Annotated in this window: 18 protein-coding genes; 7 read left to right on the top strand and 11 right to left on the bottom strand. The window is 37.7% G+C overall.

Going from position 1 to position 16,031, the window contains the following annotated elements:
• Positions 1–423: 423 nt before the first annotated feature.
• On the top strand, positions 424–627 hold the full coding sequence (locus ACY2RU_RS11425; protein WP_490138593.1) for a hypothetical protein: 204 nt from the start codon (positions 424–426) through the stop codon (positions 625–627).
• A 39-nt stretch (positions 628–666) separates the two neighbouring features.
• On the opposite strand, the gene ACY2RU_RS11420 is transcribed toward ACY2RU_RS11425, so the two are convergent.
• Both ACY2RU_RS11420 and ACY2RU_RS11415 read right to left on the bottom strand, forming a co-directional pair.
• Positions 667–1,704: a LamG-like jellyroll fold domain-containing protein gene (locus tag ACY2RU_RS11420; RefSeq protein WP_490138592.1), complete on the bottom strand. Its 1,038-nt coding sequence runs from the start codon at positions 1,702–1,704 to the stop codon at positions 667–669.
• A 215-nt stretch (positions 1,705–1,919) separates the two neighbouring features.
• Complete coding sequence (locus ACY2RU_RS11415; RefSeq protein ID WP_490138591.1) at positions 1,920–2,924, bottom strand: NAD(P)H-dependent glycerol-3-phosphate dehydrogenase; 1,005 nt, start codon at positions 2,922–2,924, stop codon at positions 1,920–1,922.
• A 128-nt stretch (positions 2,925–3,052) separates the two neighbouring features.
• Here ACY2RU_RS11415 and ACY2RU_RS11410 point away from each other — a divergent pair, with 128 nt between their 5' ends.
• The gene (locus ACY2RU_RS11410) at positions 3,053–3,973 is read left to right on the top strand and encodes a nicotinic acid mononucleotide adenyltransferase (RefSeq protein ID WP_490138590.1); all 921 of its coding nucleotides are present in this window, start codon (positions 3,053–3,055) and stop codon (positions 3,971–3,973) included.
• 557 nt (positions 3,974–4,530) lie between these two features.
• On the opposite strand, the gene nadD is transcribed toward ACY2RU_RS11410, so the two are convergent.
• From nadD to ACY2RU_RS11390, 4 genes are all read right to left on the bottom strand, one after another.
• Positions 4,531–5,121, bottom strand: coding sequence for a nicotinate (nicotinamide) nucleotide adenylyltransferase (nadD, locus tag ACY2RU_RS11405; protein ID WP_490138589.1), 591 nt, complete (start codon positions 5,119–5,121; stop codon positions 4,531–4,533).
• Complete coding sequence (gmk, locus tag ACY2RU_RS11400) at positions 5,122–5,727, bottom strand: guanylate kinase (protein ID WP_490138588.1); 606 nt, start codon at positions 5,725–5,727, stop codon at positions 5,122–5,124.
• The gene (locus tag ACY2RU_RS11395; RefSeq protein ID WP_490138587.1) at positions 5,727–6,584 is read right to left on the bottom strand and encodes a YicC/YloC family endoribonuclease; all 858 of its coding nucleotides are present in this window, start codon (positions 6,582–6,584) and stop codon (positions 5,727–5,729) included. Before ACY2RU_RS11395 ends, gmk begins: the two co-directional genes overlap by 1 nt.
• Positions 6,585–6,662: 78 nt before the next feature.
• Positions 6,663–7,622, bottom strand: a complete 960-nt coding sequence (locus tag ACY2RU_RS11390; protein WP_490138586.1) for a YheT family hydrolase — start codon at positions 7,620–7,622, stop codon at positions 6,663–6,665.
• A 98-nt stretch (positions 7,623–7,720) separates the two neighbouring features.
• Between ACY2RU_RS11390 and ACY2RU_RS11385 the strand changes: the two genes are divergently transcribed.
• From ACY2RU_RS11385 to ACY2RU_RS11375, 3 genes are read left to right on the top strand one after another with little or no spacing between them, the layout of a single operon-like run.
• Positions 7,721–8,311 carry a TetR/AcrR family transcriptional regulator gene (locus ACY2RU_RS11385; protein WP_490138585.1) on the top strand — a complete coding sequence of 197 codons (591 nt, stop codon included), beginning with the start codon at positions 7,721–7,723 and terminating at the stop codon, positions 8,309–8,311.
• A 41-nt stretch (positions 8,312–8,352) separates the two neighbouring features.
• The gene (locus tag ACY2RU_RS11380; RefSeq protein WP_490138584.1) at positions 8,353–9,183 is read left to right on the top strand and encodes an alpha/beta hydrolase; all 831 of its coding nucleotides are present in this window, start codon (positions 8,353–8,355) and stop codon (positions 9,181–9,183) included.
• 1 nt (position 9,184) lies between these two features.
• Positions 9,185–9,661, top strand: coding sequence for an acyl-CoA thioesterase (locus ACY2RU_RS11375; RefSeq protein ID WP_490138583.1), 477 nt, complete (start codon positions 9,185–9,187; stop codon positions 9,659–9,661).
• Positions 9,662–9,729: 68 nt separating this feature from the next.
• Here ACY2RU_RS11375 and ACY2RU_RS11370 read toward each other — a convergent pair whose 3' ends face one another.
• The 4 genes from ACY2RU_RS11370 to ACY2RU_RS11355 are packed head-to-tail and all read right to left on the bottom strand — an operon-like array spanning position 9,730 to position 12,219.
• The gene (locus ACY2RU_RS11370; protein ID WP_490138582.1) at positions 9,730–10,089 is read right to left on the bottom strand and encodes a SnoaL-like domain-containing protein; all 360 of its coding nucleotides are present in this window, start codon (positions 10,087–10,089) and stop codon (positions 9,730–9,732) included.
• 50 nt (positions 10,090–10,139) lie between these two features.
• A complete protein-coding gene (locus tag ACY2RU_RS11365) occupies positions 10,140–11,033 on the bottom strand; it encodes a DMT family transporter (protein ID WP_490138581.1) in 894 nt (297 codons plus the stop codon).
• Positions 11,030–11,386, bottom strand: a complete 357-nt coding sequence (locus ACY2RU_RS11360; protein WP_490138580.1) for an arsenate reductase family protein — start codon at positions 11,384–11,386, stop codon at positions 11,030–11,032. The genes ACY2RU_RS11365 and ACY2RU_RS11360 overlap by 4 nt, the downstream gene beginning before the upstream one ends.
• 23 nt (positions 11,387–11,409) lie before the next feature.
• Positions 11,410–12,219 carry a DUF3298 and DUF4163 domain-containing protein gene (locus ACY2RU_RS11355; RefSeq protein ID WP_490138579.1) on the bottom strand — a complete coding sequence of 270 codons (810 nt, stop codon included), beginning with the start codon at positions 12,217–12,219 and terminating at the stop codon, positions 11,410–11,412.
• 100 nt (positions 12,220–12,319) lie between these two features.
• Between ACY2RU_RS11355 and ACY2RU_RS11350 the strand changes: the two genes are divergently transcribed.
• Positions 12,320–13,462, top strand: coding sequence for a cystathionine gamma-synthase (locus ACY2RU_RS11350; protein ID WP_490138578.1), 1,143 nt, complete (start codon positions 12,320–12,322; stop codon positions 13,460–13,462).
• A 71-nt stretch (positions 13,463–13,533) separates the two neighbouring features.
• Here the strand turns inward: ACY2RU_RS11350 and ACY2RU_RS11345 are convergent, their stop codons facing one another.
• Positions 13,534–14,334, bottom strand: coding sequence for a THC0290_0291 family protein (locus ACY2RU_RS11345; RefSeq protein WP_490138577.1), 801 nt, complete (start codon positions 14,332–14,334; stop codon positions 13,534–13,536).
• 247 nt (positions 14,335–14,581) lie between these two features.
• Here ACY2RU_RS11345 and gdhA point away from each other — a divergent pair, with 247 nt between their 5' ends.
• Positions 14,582–15,925, top strand: a complete 1,344-nt coding sequence (gene gdhA / locus ACY2RU_RS11340; protein ID WP_490138576.1) for an NADP-specific glutamate dehydrogenase — start codon at positions 14,582–14,584, stop codon at positions 15,923–15,925.
• The last annotated feature ends 106 nt before the right edge of the window (positions 15,926–16,031 follow it).

The following is a 16,031-nucleotide window of genomic DNA, read 5'->3' as shown; positions in this document are numbered from 1 at the left end:
GTCCATCATTCCATCGGGACCGATTTATGCTCTAAGGAATGAATTCGATTAGAATACTAGATTCAGTTTGAAGATCATGTAATTAAAAAAAGAAAACAATAGCGACTTCAGATGCGCTTACGTTTAATTCATAAGTGTATAGAAGTGTTTCTTAAGTGAGATGCGCTGACTTGAATAGATTGCTTCGTGTGAAACAATTGTTTCCATTACTAAATGATCATTTTATTTACACTTTTTTGATTCTCACTATCAGATGGAATAAAATTAATATGTAGGGTAGCAGTTCGAGAATGGGACGAGGATTTTCTGGCGCAGCATTGGAATGTTTATATAGTAAATAATGCTTCGGAAGTCATTGAAACCGTTTTAGTTCTTTCCCGCGGAAGTAGCAACGAACAAAAAACGTCGACTTTACGACATAATATGGGAAATCTGGAAGCGCATTCAGCAAAGAAAATCGAATTTATGCAGGATGAAGTACTTCGGTTTCAAAACGAATATTTGGTTACGTATTTTTCCGAAGACAAACTTCACGAGAAGCGCTTTGTGTTTGCACCCGATCAAATTTCCGAAGAAAGCTGTGTTCCTATACGCGTATTGGAAACGGAAGGGGTTTTAGCTTCGTAAAAACAGCCTGGTATTTACAAACGGTTTATTCACTGCTTTTTACTCTTTAATAATACGCTTGACAAATTGTTTTCCGTCAATTTCAAGGGTGACAAAATACATTCCAGAAGCAAGTCCCGAAAGATCTATAGTATTTGTTGTCAAACTAATTTTTGAAATCTCAACGCCTAAGAGGTTGTGGATTTTTACTGAGCTTCCCGCAACGTCATATCCTGAAACTAAAACTAAGTCGTTTGCTGGGTTTGGCAACAATTGAATAGTAACTGCTTTATAATCTTCGGTTCCCAGTTTACAGTTTTCGATAGCTCCGCACGCCACATCAGTGATCACAGGCACATCAGGATCAAATTGCGGTAAGTTATTTGCACCATTGTTTCCAAACCTTGTTCCGTGGGCTTCGGTTGGGCTGCAATCTCTAACATCGCAGTCGCTTGCGTTATCGTCAAATTTATAATAGCCAATTAAATTTGCTTCTGTACCTGAAAGTTCTGTTTGATAATTGGCTTGAATTTCGGGTTGACTTCGCACACCATTCCAAACACGTAGTTCGTCAATATTCCCTACGGCATATTCACCTTGGCTTCCATTTCCGTGATAATTTCCTATATGGGTATCGGTTGTATTAAGTATGGTAGTTAGTGTACCAGAATTATCAGAGAAACCAATAGGTTCGATCTCACCATCGAGATATAAAAGAATTTCATCAATTCCATCGTAGGTCATAGCAGCATGATGCCAGAGGCCATCATTTAACACGGTTGTTCCTCGTACATAGATAAAATCTACATCAAAGACTGTGGCTATGTAGCCGCTAATAAATCCGGTATTGGTTACTTGAAATCCCCAACCCCTAAATTCTCCATTTTCAATACCTAATTTCGAAATAATTTGTTGAAATTCACCCTGCAGATCAACTTTTATCCAAGCTTCAATGCTAAATGAGTCTGTATGTTCAAAACTAAAGTTATTTTCTAAGTTCACATAATCATCTATACCATCAAATTGAAGCGAATTGTTTTGAGATTGTGCTGTGGTATATACTACGGTAAGTATAAGGAGAGAAATAATTGTTTTCATAATAAAGGAGTTGTCATATTGTTCATCATTCCATCGAGACCAATTTTTGCTCTAAAGAATGAATTCGATTAGAATACTAGATTTAGTATGAAGATCGTGCAATTTAGAAAGGAGAACAATAGCGACTTCAGATGCGCTTACGTTTAATTCATAAGTGTATAGAAGTGTTTCTTATGCGAAGCGTGCACTTTGATGCTTTTGGAAGAGATCTATTATTAATTTAACTTTTCGGTAAGTTTTTTAAACACCTTTTTAGGATCTTTATTCTCATAAAGTATCTCATAAACAGCATTAATAATAGGTGTTTTGGCCTTTTTCTTACCTTTTTTAATATTGAGTTCGTAAGCACTTTTAGTAGCGTAATAACCTTCGGCAACCATACTCATCTCCATTTGTGCGCTTTTTACGGTATACCCTTTCCCAATCATGTTCCCAAACATCCTATTCCGACTAAAAACAGAATAGCCCGTAACCAGTAAATCGCCTAAATAGGCAGAACCATTGATGTCGCGTTTCATTTTGTGTACTTTTTTGACGTAGCGCTTCATCTCACGAATGGCGTTACTCATCAAAACACTTTGGAAATTATCACCATAACCCAAACCATGGGCAATACCAGCAGCAAGGGCATAGATATTCTTTAACATGGCTGCATATTCTGCGCCAATTACATCATCACTAGTTGTACATTTAATATAGTCACTACTTAACATTTTGGCAACCAATTGCGCCTTTTCATCATCGATGCAGGCAATAGTAAGATAGGAAAGACGCTCTAATGCTACTTCCTCTGCATGACAGGGGCCTGTAATCACTCCTATATCACTAAACGGGATGCCGTGATGTGTAAAAAAATGATCTCCCACTATAAGACTTGTTTCAGGCACGATTCCTTTGATCGCTGAAAAAATAACTTTCCCTTTTAATGAAGTGGTTATTTTTTCAAGTTCAGAATAGATAAATGCCGAAGGAATGACAAAGATCAAATAATCGGCATAATCAACCATCTCATTAATGTCGTTGCTCAGCTTTAATTTGTTTGTGTCAAATTCAACAGAGCTTAAATAATTCGGATTGTGTTGCTCTTTTTTTAGGTGTTCAATAGCGTAAATACTCCGCATATACCAGCCCACTTCATCCAAATTTTCACATAGCATTTTTACGATGGCTGTAGCCCAGCTACCGCCGCCAAAAACAGCGAATTTTGTTGTTTTATCCATAGGGTGAGTTTCAATTACCCAAAAATACGCAAATAATTACGTACTGTAACCCTCAGTATAACAGCACTATATGTTTTTGGCATGCCTTTTGAAATTTCAGAAATAGAAACTTTTAAAACACAGGACTTATGAAGACGACAAAACTACTTTTCGGATACAGCCTTTTGGCCCTATTTTTTACTTCGTGTTATACCGAAGTTATCATAGATGAAGACCCTTATATCGATCCTGTGCAAACTATTAGCTTAAACGAATTATTACATAGCTACGAACTCTGGTATGTCGATATTGACCGCACACAAGGAAATGGATATATTCCATTTATGCAGAAAGCATTTACCATGTCGTTTAGAAATGGAACCGTGTTCGCAAATAACAACCTTGTCGGTATTGGTGATCAAGGAGGTGGCTACGGAATTGACGTTGGCTTCTTCGATACATTCAATTTTGATATGGACATTTCACACGACCTTGACGGCTTTTACACCTTTGAAGTGAACCAATTAAATGGCAACGAAATTGAACTCTACAACCGAAGTCTGGGGCTCTCGTATATCTTAGTTGGGTATCAACGGAATACCTTCGATTATAACAAGCTTTTCTATGAGAACATTCACTACTTTTTGCAGGAATATGTTACTTGGGAAAAGACGTATACGAGCGAGTACGGACAGCTAAATGAATTTGATAACGAGAATTTTGTACAATTTCTGCCAGGTGGCGGTGATGGCAACTTTCGGAGCTCTCAAGATCCTAATGGTATGAATATCAACAACATTTATTGGGACTATTCGGGCATCTATAATGTAGACGATGTTCCTGGAAATAGCTACCTCAAATATTTAACATTGGATTATGATTATCTAGGCAATGAATACTTTGATTTGAGCGTTCTCGATGACAATACGATCGAATTATTTCATGAAGCGTCAGGAACCTTATACAGATTTAACGGTCGTGGATATATTCAGTATAAAAATAATGAAGGAAAATTACGAGAATCTAAAGCAACCATTGCAAAGCAGATGGTAAAGATCAGTAAATTCTAGATCGCTCAATGAAGAGCAAATAACAATTTTTTTGGTTGGTTGAAACCGCTCCGTAAACTTCGGTTTGTTTGGGGCGGTTTTTTTGGGACAGAACAAACATAACAAGAAGAATTCACTGTACTCTTAACATCCCTTTTTGTACAATTAGTTGGGCGTTCCCCAGACGTTCGCCAATGCTCAGTCTGGGTCAGGCTTTCGGCAGTCACTTCACGCCTTCAGCGTAAGAGCTCCAACAGAGCCTCAAATGCATAGCATTCACGACAACCTATTTATTAAATATAAAAATTAGGAGTAATCCTTAACGCGAGATTGTTCTTTTTTGCATTGCCCAGAAAAGAACCAAAAAAGTCTAGCCTGAGCATTTTTTTCTTCCACCATGCTTTCAATGCTGTATTTAAAGCTTTCCCAGAAATAATAGTGAATAAATGGAACTGCGTTTCGCGTAGCGAAAATAGAGCATGAAACGAAAGGCGCTATGGTTTTACTGGCGTAAAAATTTCCTTAAAAGCTTCTTGATTTTTTGATCCGTGTTGCTTCAAGGCAAAATGAATAAAAGACTATTTGTAAAAATGCATCTCATCCAAATAGGTCCAAACACCTTCCGGGAGCATAGGTCTGATGTTTTTTCCTGCTTTAATTGCTTTCCGAATAAACGTAGAAGACAATTCCATAATAGGCGCATCAACTTTAGTAATTTTAGGATGACCACTAAATTGAGTTTCAATAGTGCCTTCAGAAATACGCGGATACACATAGATCTCGTAGCGGTCTATGATGACCTCAAAATTTTTCCACTTGTGGAAACTCTTTAAATTATCTTCTCCCATGATCAAACAAAAATGCTGATCTGGATACGTTTCTTCCAAATGTGCCAGTGTGTTTACCGTATAGTTTGGCTGCGGAAGGTCAAATTCGATCTTACTCGATTTTAATTTTGGGTAGTCTTCCAAAGCCACATCAACCATCGCTATACGATGATGATTGTCTAAGAGACTACTTTTCTTTTTATGCGGATTATGAGGCGTAACCACCAACCATACTTCATCTAGGTCGCTAAATTCGGTCATATGGTTAGCTATGGTAAGATGACCAACATGGATGGGGTTAAATGTCCCAAAATAGAGTCCGATTTTCTTTGCCTTTGCCATTTATTCCTCTTCGGGATGATGTTGTAAAATTTCGGGTTTCGCAATAAAGTCGGCTACCAACGCATGAGCTTCATTCAAGGCGGTTCCTAGGTGATTGTTTTCAATGATAAAGTCGAATTGCGGTGCCGTAGCTAATTCCACAGAAGCTTTTGCAATGCGCATATTGATACGCTCGTCACTTTCCGTTTTACGCTTTTTGAGACGAATCTTTAGTTCTTCCACACTAGGCGGTTTTACAAATACGGCCAAGGTTTTGTTCGGAAATTTCTTTTTGATTCGTAAACCGCCAACCACATCTATATCAAAGATCACATTTTTACCCATGGCCCAAATACGTTCTATTTCGCTATTTAGTGTTCCGTAGAAATTATCGCGATAAACTTCTTCCCATTCAAGGAAGTCGTCGTTTTTAATGTGTTGTTTAAATTCCTTTAAACTAATAAAATAGTAATCCTCACCATCTTTTTCCTCTCCACGAGGCTCTCGCGAAGTAGCGGATACTGAAAATTCTAGATTTAGATTTTTCTGCTTTAAAAGATGCCGTACAATGGTCGTTTTACCACTACCGGAAGGTGCCGAAAAAACGATTAATTTTCCTCCCCTCATTACAATACATTTAACGCTTGTTCTTTAATTTTCTCAAGCTCATCTTTCATTTGAACCACCAATTGTTGCATGGGTGCAAAGTTAGATTTAGAGCCAATAGTATTGATCTCTCTTCCAATTTCTTGTGTTATAAAACCAAGCTTTTTTCCGTTTGAATCTGAAGAAGCAATAGCCTCTTTAAAGTAGTTGAGGTGGTTTTTAAGACGTACCTTTTCTTCGGTGATGTCGTATTTTTCTAAATAGTAGATGAGCTCTTGCTCAAATCTATTTTCATCAACCTTTTCCTGAAGTTCACTTACCGCTGTGCGTAGGCGTTCTTTAACATTGTCCATACGCTGACTATCAATTTCAATAACTTGCTCAAGCAAATTCTCAATGATGTCAATGCGTTCCACGAAATCGTTTTGTAGCACCGCACCTTCGTCGGTTCGATAAATATTGATGGCAACTAGCGCTTCGTTGACAGCTTCCAAGATCGAATTAAATTCAGTTTCATCAATCTCTTCCCGTTCGGTTTTTAAGGCATCGGGCATACGGATCGCCATTTTTAGAAGCTCTATTGCATCACCGTCCACAACATTTTGTAGTTGCCTCATATATTGTTTAACAACTGTTTCGTTGAGTTGGGTTGAGGTTTCTTCTCCCGTAACTTCTACGAACAAGTTAAAATCTACCTTTCCACGTGTTAACGACTTGGCCAACATATTTCGAATATGGAGTTCCTTTTCGCGATAGGAAGAAGGTACTCGGGTATTCAAGTCGAGATTTTTGCTGTTTAACGACTTAATTTCGACAGTAATTTTTTTGGAAGGCAGCTGTATTACAGCTTTGCCATAACCGGTCATGGATTGGATCATACGAAAGAGTTACTTCTTAAGGCGCAAAGGTAGTAATTTTAGAGGTAGCTGCTTTGCAATCCCTTTTTTGGATATAATTTATTCTGAAGTCAAAAATTCGAGCGTTCTCTCTTCTGAATAATAGCGCTTATTGCTCATATGAAAACCTACGTGACCACCATTATTTGGAGTTTCAAGGTAGACCGACTTAGATTTTTTTGCCAAACTATAGGGATAGGAGCGATCACAGAGAAAGCTATCGTTTTTTGCATTTAAAATAAGCACAGGAAGGGTTATATTGGGTAAAAACTGCAGACTGCTACTTTTATTGTAATAATCGAAAGCATCATCAAAACCATGTGCTTTGGCAGTATAGAGATGATCAAAAGCCAACAGCGACTTAATTTTTTTTAATTCAGCAGCATTCATTTTATTCGGAAACCGTTCCATTTTTCGTTTATACTTGTTTCGAAGATCATTTAGAAAAGTGGTGTGATAGATCAAGTTTTCACGTCGCTGTAAGGCATGAAGGGCACCTTCTAAATGTAATGGCGAAGAGATCGCAACCCCTTTCTTTAGTTGTTTTGGAAACGTATTACGTTCTCCTAAATATTTTAAAACCAAATTTCCTCCTAAACTAAATCCAATAAGCGTGATTTCTTCATATCGATCTAATTTGATCACATGATCTATTAGAGATTCTAAATCTTCGGTACGGCCGCTGTTATAAGAGTGATAACGTAGGTTTTCTTCACCACTACAACCGCGATGATTCATGGCTACAACATCCCAGCCATTTTCAACCAAGATTTTTGCCTGCCCTTTAATATAAACCCGTTGCGCATTTCCCTCTAAACCGTGTAGTAGAATGGCCACTTGGGTTGTGTTTTTTTTACTGAAAGACCAATCTAAGTCAATAAAATCTCCATCAGGAAGGAGAAGACGTTCTCGTTCTTGGATCAATTTCGGAATTGGACGCAATTTAGCCGAATAGATGGTGCTAAAATGCCCATTCTTAAAAGGACCGCTTGCGCGAAAAGGTGAGTTGATAACTGGCATATACTGAATAAAACAAAATTTAGAATGACAAAAATACAATACTCTAGGCGATTATAAAATAAGCTTGCATATTTTGATACCAATTGGTATCTTTGTTTATGCGTAATGCCGAAAACACAAAGAATACCCTTATCAAGACCAGTGCCAATTTGTTTAATACACAAGGGTATAAGGCAACTTCGATCAGTGATATTACCAAGGCAACAGGTTTTACGAAGGGAGCTATTTACAGGCATTTTGATAGCAAGGCAGATCTTGAACAGCAAGCGCTTCGCAGTTTGGCAAAAGCCATGTTTGAGTCTATTGGGCTCTCTATTAGGAACGCCAAAAGCTTTAAGCTAAAGATGGAGGCTATCTTTTCCTTTTTTGAAGATTATATGCATACGCCTCTTTATCAGGGTGGTTGTCCGTTACTGAATGCTGCTATTGAAGCAGATGACGCAAATCCTTTATTGCGCCAGCAGGTATATAATATGTTGGCACAATTAAAGGCGTCTGTAGCGAAACTTATCTCAAATGGAATCAAAAACAAACAGGTGGTAGAAGGAACAGATGCTGACTTTTTCAGTACAATTTTTATTGCCACGCTGGAGGGTGGAATTATGATAAGTAAATTAGAGCGCTCCGACAAAGCGATCAAACAAACTGTAATGCATTTGAGAAGTATCGTAGAAAAGATGTCGGTTTAAAAAATTTAAAAAAACAGATACCAATCGGTATCAAATATTATATGAAAAAAATAGTTCCAAAGGCAATCGGCTTGTTTATTAATACAACTGCAAAAATTGCTCCCACATGGAGTACTAACTATTCTTTCGATCTTCTTTGCAAGGTAAGACGCGTTGGTATTTCAGAAAAGGGAAAAGACTTTTTTGACAGCGGAGAACAACTCACGCTTGATAATGGGGTTTATAGTACTGTGCTCCATCGTTGGGGTACTGGAGAAAAGAGTATTTTCTTTCTTCATGGTTGGATGAGTAATTCACAACGTTGGTTACCCTATGTTGAATCATTAGATCTAAATGAATATACTGTGTATGCACTTGATGCTCCTGGGCATGGTCTTTCAAAAGGGAATAAATTAACTTTAGAGGCCTTTAGACAAGGCGTTGCTATTGCCTTAAAAAAAGTTGGACCCATTGACACAATGGTTTGCCACTCATTTGGTAGTTTGGCGGGAGCCTATAGTTTTTTGGTCGACCCTAAAATTATTGTTAAAAAATATGTCATCATGGGTGCGCCTTCGGGATTGGATGCTATTTTTGTATTTTTTGAAACCATGCTCGGTTTATCAGATCGCGCAATTCAGCAGTTAAATATAAAAGTTGATAGTATTTTAAAAATACCTTCGGAAGAAATAACGATAGCACATTTTTTTCAGAAGGTCGAAGAGCCAGTATTGGTGGTGCATGAAGTTTCGGATGCAATCACTCCTTTTGAACCCATCCGTAAGGCTTCCGAAGAAAATAGTAATGTCAAAACCTTTTTTACAGAAGGTCAGGATCATAATTTAAAAGGGGCAGAAACCATAAATAGAATTATTGAATTTATAAGAGAATAGTATGTATTTAAAAGAATTTGAAGTACGTTGGAGTGATCTTGATGCGAACAGACATCTAGCAAACAGTGCCTACATTAATTATATGAGTCATACGCGACTTAGTTTTATGCTTGAAAGTGGCTTTGGGCAAGCAAAAATGGTTGAACACAATATTGGCCCAGTAGTGTTCTATGAACATATGTACTATTTTAAGGAAGTCTTTCCTGGCAAGCCCATTCAAGTGTCACTAGAACTTAAAGGGATAAGCGAGCAGGGAACCTATTTCTCCTTTTTACATAATTTTTATGATCATAAGGGAAGAAATATAGCGCGTTGTGAGATGATGGGAGGTTGGATCGATCTTAAAGAAAGAAAATTAAGAACCCTGCCAGAGGAGCTGTTTAATAACCTAAACAAGTTGGATAGAACAGACGATTTTTATACTATTACTAAAGAAGATACCCGAAAATTTGGGCATGTTCCAAGTCACTTAGAGTAAAATCATGTGTTGCAAATAAATAGCCGTAACAACATATGTTACGGCTATTCTTGTTTATATCGTAAGGATTATTTATCGTAGAAAAACTGTTCTTTTACAATTTTTCCGTCCTTAACTTCATATACTCCTATTTCACTCATAGTGCTTCGCTGACCACTAGGTTTGTGTGTTGTATCCATGGTATGTCGAACGCTAAACCAATTGTCGGCAACTACAGGCTCACTGGTTTCAGCTTTATGAACTTCAAAATTTTCTTGCCACCATTCGCCTTTTTTTACGACTTCGGCCATTCCATTTGACACTTGGTTCTCACTGCCTTCCATTTCTATACTTACAATGTTTGGGCTGTACAATTCTTGATAGCAACGGGCTTCTTGTCCGCTGTTACACCAATTTACTAGATTATGAGCGATTTCTTTCGTATCCATCTTTCTGTTTTTAAAAGTTAGGATAGGTAAGATACAAAAATATGGACTATCTAAGATGTGATTTTTTTCTTCCTTGTTGTAAGAAAAACGCCCAAAAATATAAGGGCAGCAGCTACAATTTTTAGTGTAGTTAAGGTGTCTGCACCAACCAAAACTGCAAAGATTGCAGCAATTAGAGGTTGTAAATACATAAAAACACCAATCACAGAAGGGCTCAATTGTTTAAGAGCATAAATATTAAAAAGATAGGTGAGTACGGTCGTTCCAACAACAACAAAGATCATTTTCCAAATCGAATCAAAAGAAAGTGTTGACCATGCAACATCTGTAAATTCTGAAATACCAATGGGGATATTCATAATAACCGCAAACAAAAAGAAGAACTTCATGAGCGTGATAGCATTATATTTTGCTACCAGGGGTTTGACTATTATTAGATAGACAGAGTAGGAAGCGGCATTGACAATAAATAATAAGTTGCCAATGGGTATGTTTGGGGCATTTGTTTGTGTTTTAGGTCCGAATAGAATCAAAACCAAGGCTCCTGTGAGTCCGAGACCAATTCCCACTCCTTTTAGTACGGTAATTCGCTCATTCAGAAAAAAGGCCGAAAGAATTAATAGTAATACGGGAGCAATTGTAATAACCACCGAACTATTTATAGGTGTAGATAGGCTTAATCCTTTAAAAAACATAGTCATGTTTAAGACCATTCCGAAGAAAGCACACGCCAAAATGCGATACCAATCCCTTTTGTCTACCTTTTCTGAAGTGTAAAAAAGGCTTATGATCCAAAAAATTAGTGCAGCGCCGCTCACGCGAAGTAAAATAAAACCATACGATCCTATCACATCGGGCATGAGCCCTTTGGCAATGGTATGATTAACACCATAGATCGTACTTGCGGCCGTTGCGGCCAAAAGAGCGAGGGCGCGACTATTCATTCGTGATGGATAGAAGCTTTTGCCGCATCAACGGTTTTTTTACTATTTCCCACAAAAATCTGATCGTTATTGATAATCACCGGACGCTTTAAAAAGGTATAATGTTCGAGGAGTAGATTTAGATAATCTTCGTCTAACAGCTTAGCATCTTTTAGACTGCGTTCCTTGTAAAGTCTAGCGCGTTTACTAAAGAGCATTTCGTAACTGCCAGTCATGTTATACATCTCTTCTATTTGCTCTTCCGTAGGTGGCTGCTGTTTGATATCTTGTTGTATAAATGACTGCGGAAGTTTTAGTTCTTCCATAATGCGTTTACATGTATCGCAACTGCTTAAATAGTAAATTTTCTTCATGGCCTTTTTCTGAAAAGAAATAATCAATCATTTGGATTAAAAGTTAAGAACGGAACAGCATCCTCAAGTGGAATTTCCACTTCAATAGGTCCCGCGGCATAACTTGCAATTTCATATGGATTATAATGTAAAATAAGATGTTCTTTTGTAAATCCGATGGTTTCTGGCAATTGAAAATTGTCATCTTCAAACCAAAATCCAGCTTCGTTGAGACTCGCTGTTGGATCAATTTCGTGGGTCCTTCTAAAGGCTTTCTCAGCAAAAACAGTAAACGGCTCGGTATCCTTAAAAAGCATGTCATTAGTGATCACCATTCCAGTTTGCGGATCGTAATTCTTAAATATAACCGACCCGTAGCCATGGGCACCACCCGTGTATAAGTATTGTCTCATTTCAACCGAAAAGATATCGGGTGTTGAGATGGTATTTGTGATGGTGATTTCGGCAAAATATTCGGCCGCCATGTCGGGAAATTCGGCACTTTCAATTCGGTACATTTCAATAAAATGTTCGGCTGCTTTTGTTACTGAAGTTGCCTTCGGAAGTTCTTCTTCATCGCCCAAATATAGCGCATCTGATATAAATTGTTGAATATCACTGTTGATCAAGTCAGCGATTTCTTCGTCGCCAGAAACTTTAAAATAATCTACGGTTATTTCTGGGCAGGTCACTTTTTTACACGCCTCAAGACTTGTTTCGCTAAATCCTTCCGAAGTGATCGTTAGTGGTTGCTTATTACAGCTTGCCAGAAGCAAAATAGTAAGTAAAATAAGGGTAACTCGACTTAACGATGGAAGTATTGATTTTCTAAAAGGAATGTTTGTGCATTTCATACGTTAAAAATACGACAGTTTTTTTAATGCGAAAGGAAAGGATTACTTTTGAAGAACAGATTTTTATATAATTTAAAATACCACTGAGTGTGGCAAGACTATGAAATTTAACACAAAAACGATACACGGAGGACAGCATAATGTAGATCCAGCATATGGATCGGTAATGCCGCCAATTTATCAGACGAGTACTTATTCACAAACCACACCAGGAGGCCACAAAGGGTTTGAATATTCGCGGAGTGGTAATCCTACAAGAGCGGCACTTGAGCGCAGTTTAGCGAGTATTGAGAGTGGTGATTTCGGACTTGCATTTGGAAGTGGATTAGCGGCTATAGATGCTGTAATCAAATTATTAAAACCTGGTGATGAAGTAGTTTCTACCAATGATCTTTATGGAGGAAGTTATCGATTGTTTACAAAGATCTTTGAAGATTTTGGAATCAAGTTTCATTTCGTTGGTATGGAAGATGCAGCCAATATTGAAAACTACATCAATAAGAATACAAAATTGATCTGGGTTGAAACTCCAACCAACCCTATGATGAATATTATTGATATCAAAGCAGCTTCCAAAATTGCTAAGAAACACGGGGTATTATTGGCAGTCGACAATACATTCGCGACGCCGTATTTACAACAGCCACTCGAGCTTGGAGCAGATATTGTAATGCATTCGGCGACCAAGTATTTAGGTGGCCATAGTGATGTTGTTATGGGCGCTTTGATCGTTAAAGACAAAGAGCTTTCAGAAAGACTTTATTTTATTCAAAATGCTAGTGGGGCGGTTTGTGGTCCTCAAGACAGTTTTTTAATGCTGCGCGGAATTAAAACATTGCATATACGTATGCAACGTCATTGTGAAAACGGGAAAGCTGTTGCGGAATATCTAAATACACATCCAAAGATCGAAAAGGTGTACTGGCCAGGTTTTGAAGATCATCCTAATCACGCTATAGCTAAGGCTCAAATGAAAGACTTTGGCGGTATGATATCTTTTGTGACAAAAGGAAATGATTATGATGAAGCTATCAAGATAGTAGAGAATTTAAAAGTATTTACACTTGCAGAAAGCCTTGGAGGAGTTGAAAGTCTTGCGGGACATCCTGCTTCTATGACCCATGCAAGTATTCCTAAAGCAGAGCGTGAAAAAACCGGCGTGGTTGATTCATTAATACGTTTGAGTGTTGGAATTGAAGATATTGATGATTTGATCGCCGATCTAAAACAAGCGATTGGTTAAGAATAGAATAGGTTATAAAAAAAAGCCGAAACAGAATGTTTCGGCTTTTTTTTATGCTTTATAGAAAACGCTTAATCGATATAGTAAATGTATCCGACATTTAACCAGTACATCCAATCGTTTGCCTTGTTTTCAGGTACAGGAACACTTCCGTTATTTTTCTCTGATGGGTTTAGACCATCTACCCAATCACTAAAATAGTAGGTCCATCGACTATCGAGCATTAAGTCACTTAGCTCCGTTAGTTTGTATCGAATTCCAACACTTCCCACAAATGCCCAAGTAGAACCACCTTCCTGTTGAAAACCGTTAAAATATTTATCTGGTGTAGAAAGAGGAGTGTTTAAATCTCCAAGAGTAGAATTTATTTCGGGATCAAAACTTACATAATGAATACCCATACTTATAAAAGGCGCGATTTTATAACCTCCCGCGGCGAAATCACGAATACTCAAAGGAAAGTACTCCAATTGTGATCCTAACTCAATTACAGTACTCGAACCGGTCATTCCTCTAAGCTGATCTGCAAAAAGTGAAGTTTTATCAGGTTCAACCCATTCTCCAAAATGTTCAAAATTTGTTTTGTGGTAATCAAATTCATTTCTAACTTTAAAGTGATCGTTAAAGAAAGTATCTCGAGTATAGCAATTACAATCCGCTCTATAGGAAAAGTTGATATAATGCACTATTCCAACACCAATACCAACATTATTAATGTTAGTTTCAAAGTCATTTCGCTGACCAAAATCTGAATAAAACGTCACAGGCCCAGTAATAATACCAAGCTCATGCGAGAAACCGAGTTGAGCTTGAACCTCTTGTTTAACAAGGGCTAGCGTGAATAATACCAATAGCAGAGTTCTGGTATTCATTAGAATTTAGGTTTAGATTGAGACGTAACAAATATATAAAAACATATGTAACAGTGAAATTTAATGACGCTTTTTAGCTTATTTCTAAATTTTTAGCCCCTTTTTTTCGCATAACACTTATATTTGTTGTTCCATAACGTTAAAGAACTATAGATAGTATTTTTGTGACGAAATGGTGTTCTTTTGATTTTCTATGAATAGCTGAAAACAAGAGAGTTATTTTAATTACTAACTTAATTCTAAGAGATTGAAACAAAGTATAAAAGATTTTATTTCTTCCGTAGAAAAAATGAATCCGAACGAGCCAGAATTTATGCAGGCCGTTACTGAAGTTGCTGAAACTGTAATTCCTTTTATTGAAAAGAATGAAGCCTATCAGGGTAAAAAACTACTTGAGCGCATGGTAGAACCAGAACGCACAATTATGTTCCGTGTCCCTTGGACCGATGATAGCGGTGAGATTCAGGTAAATCGTGGCTATCGTGTTGAGTTTAACTCGGCTATAGGCCCTTATAAAGGAGGTTTGCGTTTTCACCCATCGGTAAACTTAAGCATCCTTAAGTTTTTAGGATTCGAACAAGTATTTAAGAATAGCTTGACCACTCTACCCATGGGCGGTGGTAAAGGAGGAAGTGACTTTAACCCAAAAGGAAAAAGCGATTCTGAGGTAATGCGTTTTTGCCAAAGTTTTATGACGGAGCTTTCTCGCCATATTGGCCCTGACACAGATGTGCCAGCTGGAGATATTGGGGTTGGAGGTCGTGAGATCGGATATATGTTTGGTCAATATAAGAGACTTCGCAATGAATTTACGGGTGTTTTAACAGGAAAGGGACGTTCGTATGGAGGATCGCTCATTAGACCTGAAGCAACAGGCTACGGAAATGTTTATTTCGCAAAAAATATGTTAGCTACTAAAGGCGAAAGCTTTAAGGGTAAAACAGTTGTAATATCTGGTTCTGGAAACGTTGCACAATACGCAGCGCAAAAGGCCATGGAGTTTGGTGGAAAAGTAGTGACTATGTCAGATTCTGGCGGATATATTTATGATTCTGAAGGAATTAACACAGAAAAACTTGCTTTTGTGATGGACCTTAAGAATGTAAAAAGAGGTCGTATTAGCGAATACGTAAACAAATATCCTTCAGCAAAATACAATGAAGGAAAACGCCCTTGGGAGGTAACATGTGATATTGCCTTGCCTTGTGCTACTCAGAATGAATTAAATGCAGACGAAGCTAAAACGCTTGTCAAGAATGGTTGTATGTGTGTAAGCGAAGGAGCGAATATGCCTTCAACACCTGAGGCGATTGAAGTTTTCCAAGAGGCTAAAATATTATTTGCGCCTGGAAAAGCTTCGAATGCAGGAGGTGTAGCGACATCTGGACTGGAAATGTCTCAAAATTCATTAAGACTTAGTTGGACTTCTGAAGAAGTAGATGAAAAGTTACATACTATTATGAATGATATACATGCGGCTTGTGTAAAATACGGCAAGGATGGCGACGGTCACGTTGATTATGTGAAGGGAGCCAATGTAGCTGGATTCGTAAAAGTTGCAGATGCTATGCTAGCACAAGGTGTTGTCTAGTAATTACAGCTGAAATAAGACGAAAAAGGTTGCCGTAATTGGCAACCTTTTTCATTCTAACACCGCAATAAATAAGCCTGAAAGATGTTATACTTTCTGAAAAGAG

It is taken from the genome of Ulvibacter sp. 2305UL32-6 (assembly GCF_058148545.1).
This window is presented reverse-complemented; position numbering and strand designations above follow the sequence as displayed.

Bases quoted from the DNA above. Each gene is read 5' to 3' on its own strand.
- ACY2RU_RS11415 (WP_490138591.1), bottom strand. From the start codon at position 2,924: ATGGATAAAACAACAAAATTCGCTGTTTTTGGCGGCGGTAGCTGGGCT.
- ACY2RU_RS11385 (WP_490138585.1), top strand. From the start codon at position 7,721: ATGCGTAATGCCGAAAACACAAAGAATACCCTTATCAAGACCAGTGCC.
- ACY2RU_RS11380 (WP_490138584.1), top strand. From the start codon at position 8,353: ATGAAAAAAATAGTTCCAAAGGCAATCGGCTTGTTTATTAATACAACT.
- ACY2RU_RS11370 (WP_490138582.1), bottom strand. From the start codon at position 10,089: ATGGATACGAAAGAAATCGCTCATAATCTAGTAAATTGGTGTAACAGC.
- ACY2RU_RS11360 (WP_490138580.1), bottom strand. From the start codon at position 11,386: ATGAAGAAAATTTACTATTTAAGCAGTTGCGATACATGTAAACGCATT.
- ACY2RU_RS11395 (WP_490138587.1), bottom strand. From the start codon at position 6,584: ATGATCCAATCCATGACCGGTTATGGCAAAGCTGTAATACAGCTGCCT.
- ACY2RU_RS11420 (WP_490138592.1), bottom strand. From the start codon at position 1,704: ATGAAAACAATTATTTCTCTCCTTATACTTACCGTAGTATATACCACA.
- ACY2RU_RS11355 (WP_490138579.1), bottom strand. From the start codon at position 12,219: ATGAAATGCACAAACATTCCTTTTAGAAAATCAATACTTCCATCGTTA.
- ACY2RU_RS11375 (WP_490138583.1), top strand. From the start codon at position 9,185: ATGTATTTAAAAGAATTTGAAGTACGTTGGAGTGATCTTGATGCGAAC.
- gmk (WP_490138588.1), bottom strand. From the start codon at position 5,727: ATGAGGGGAGGAAAATTAATCGTTTTTTCGGCACCTTCCGGTAGTGGT.
- ACY2RU_RS11425 (WP_490138593.1), top strand. From the start codon at position 424: ATGGGAAATCTGGAAGCGCATTCAGCAAAGAAAATCGAATTTATGCAG.
- ACY2RU_RS11365 (WP_490138581.1), bottom strand. From the start codon at position 11,033: ATGAATAGTCGCGCCCTCGCTCTTTTGGCCGCAACGGCCGCAAGTACG.
- ACY2RU_RS11350 (WP_490138578.1), top strand. From the start codon at position 12,320: ATGAAATTTAACACAAAAACGATACACGGAGGACAGCATAATGTAGAT.
- ACY2RU_RS11410 (WP_490138590.1), top strand. From the start codon at position 3,053: ATGAAGACGACAAAACTACTTTTCGGATACAGCCTTTTGGCCCTATTT.
- ACY2RU_RS11345 (WP_490138577.1), bottom strand. From the start codon at position 14,334: ATGAATACCAGAACTCTGCTATTGGTATTATTCACGCTAGCCCTTGTT.
- nadD (WP_490138589.1), bottom strand. From the start codon at position 5,121: ATGGCAAAGGCAAAGAAAATCGGACTCTATTTTGGGACATTTAACCCC.
- ACY2RU_RS11390 (WP_490138586.1), bottom strand. From the start codon at position 7,622: ATGCCAGTTATCAACTCACCTTTTCGCGCAAGCGGTCCTTTTAAGAAT.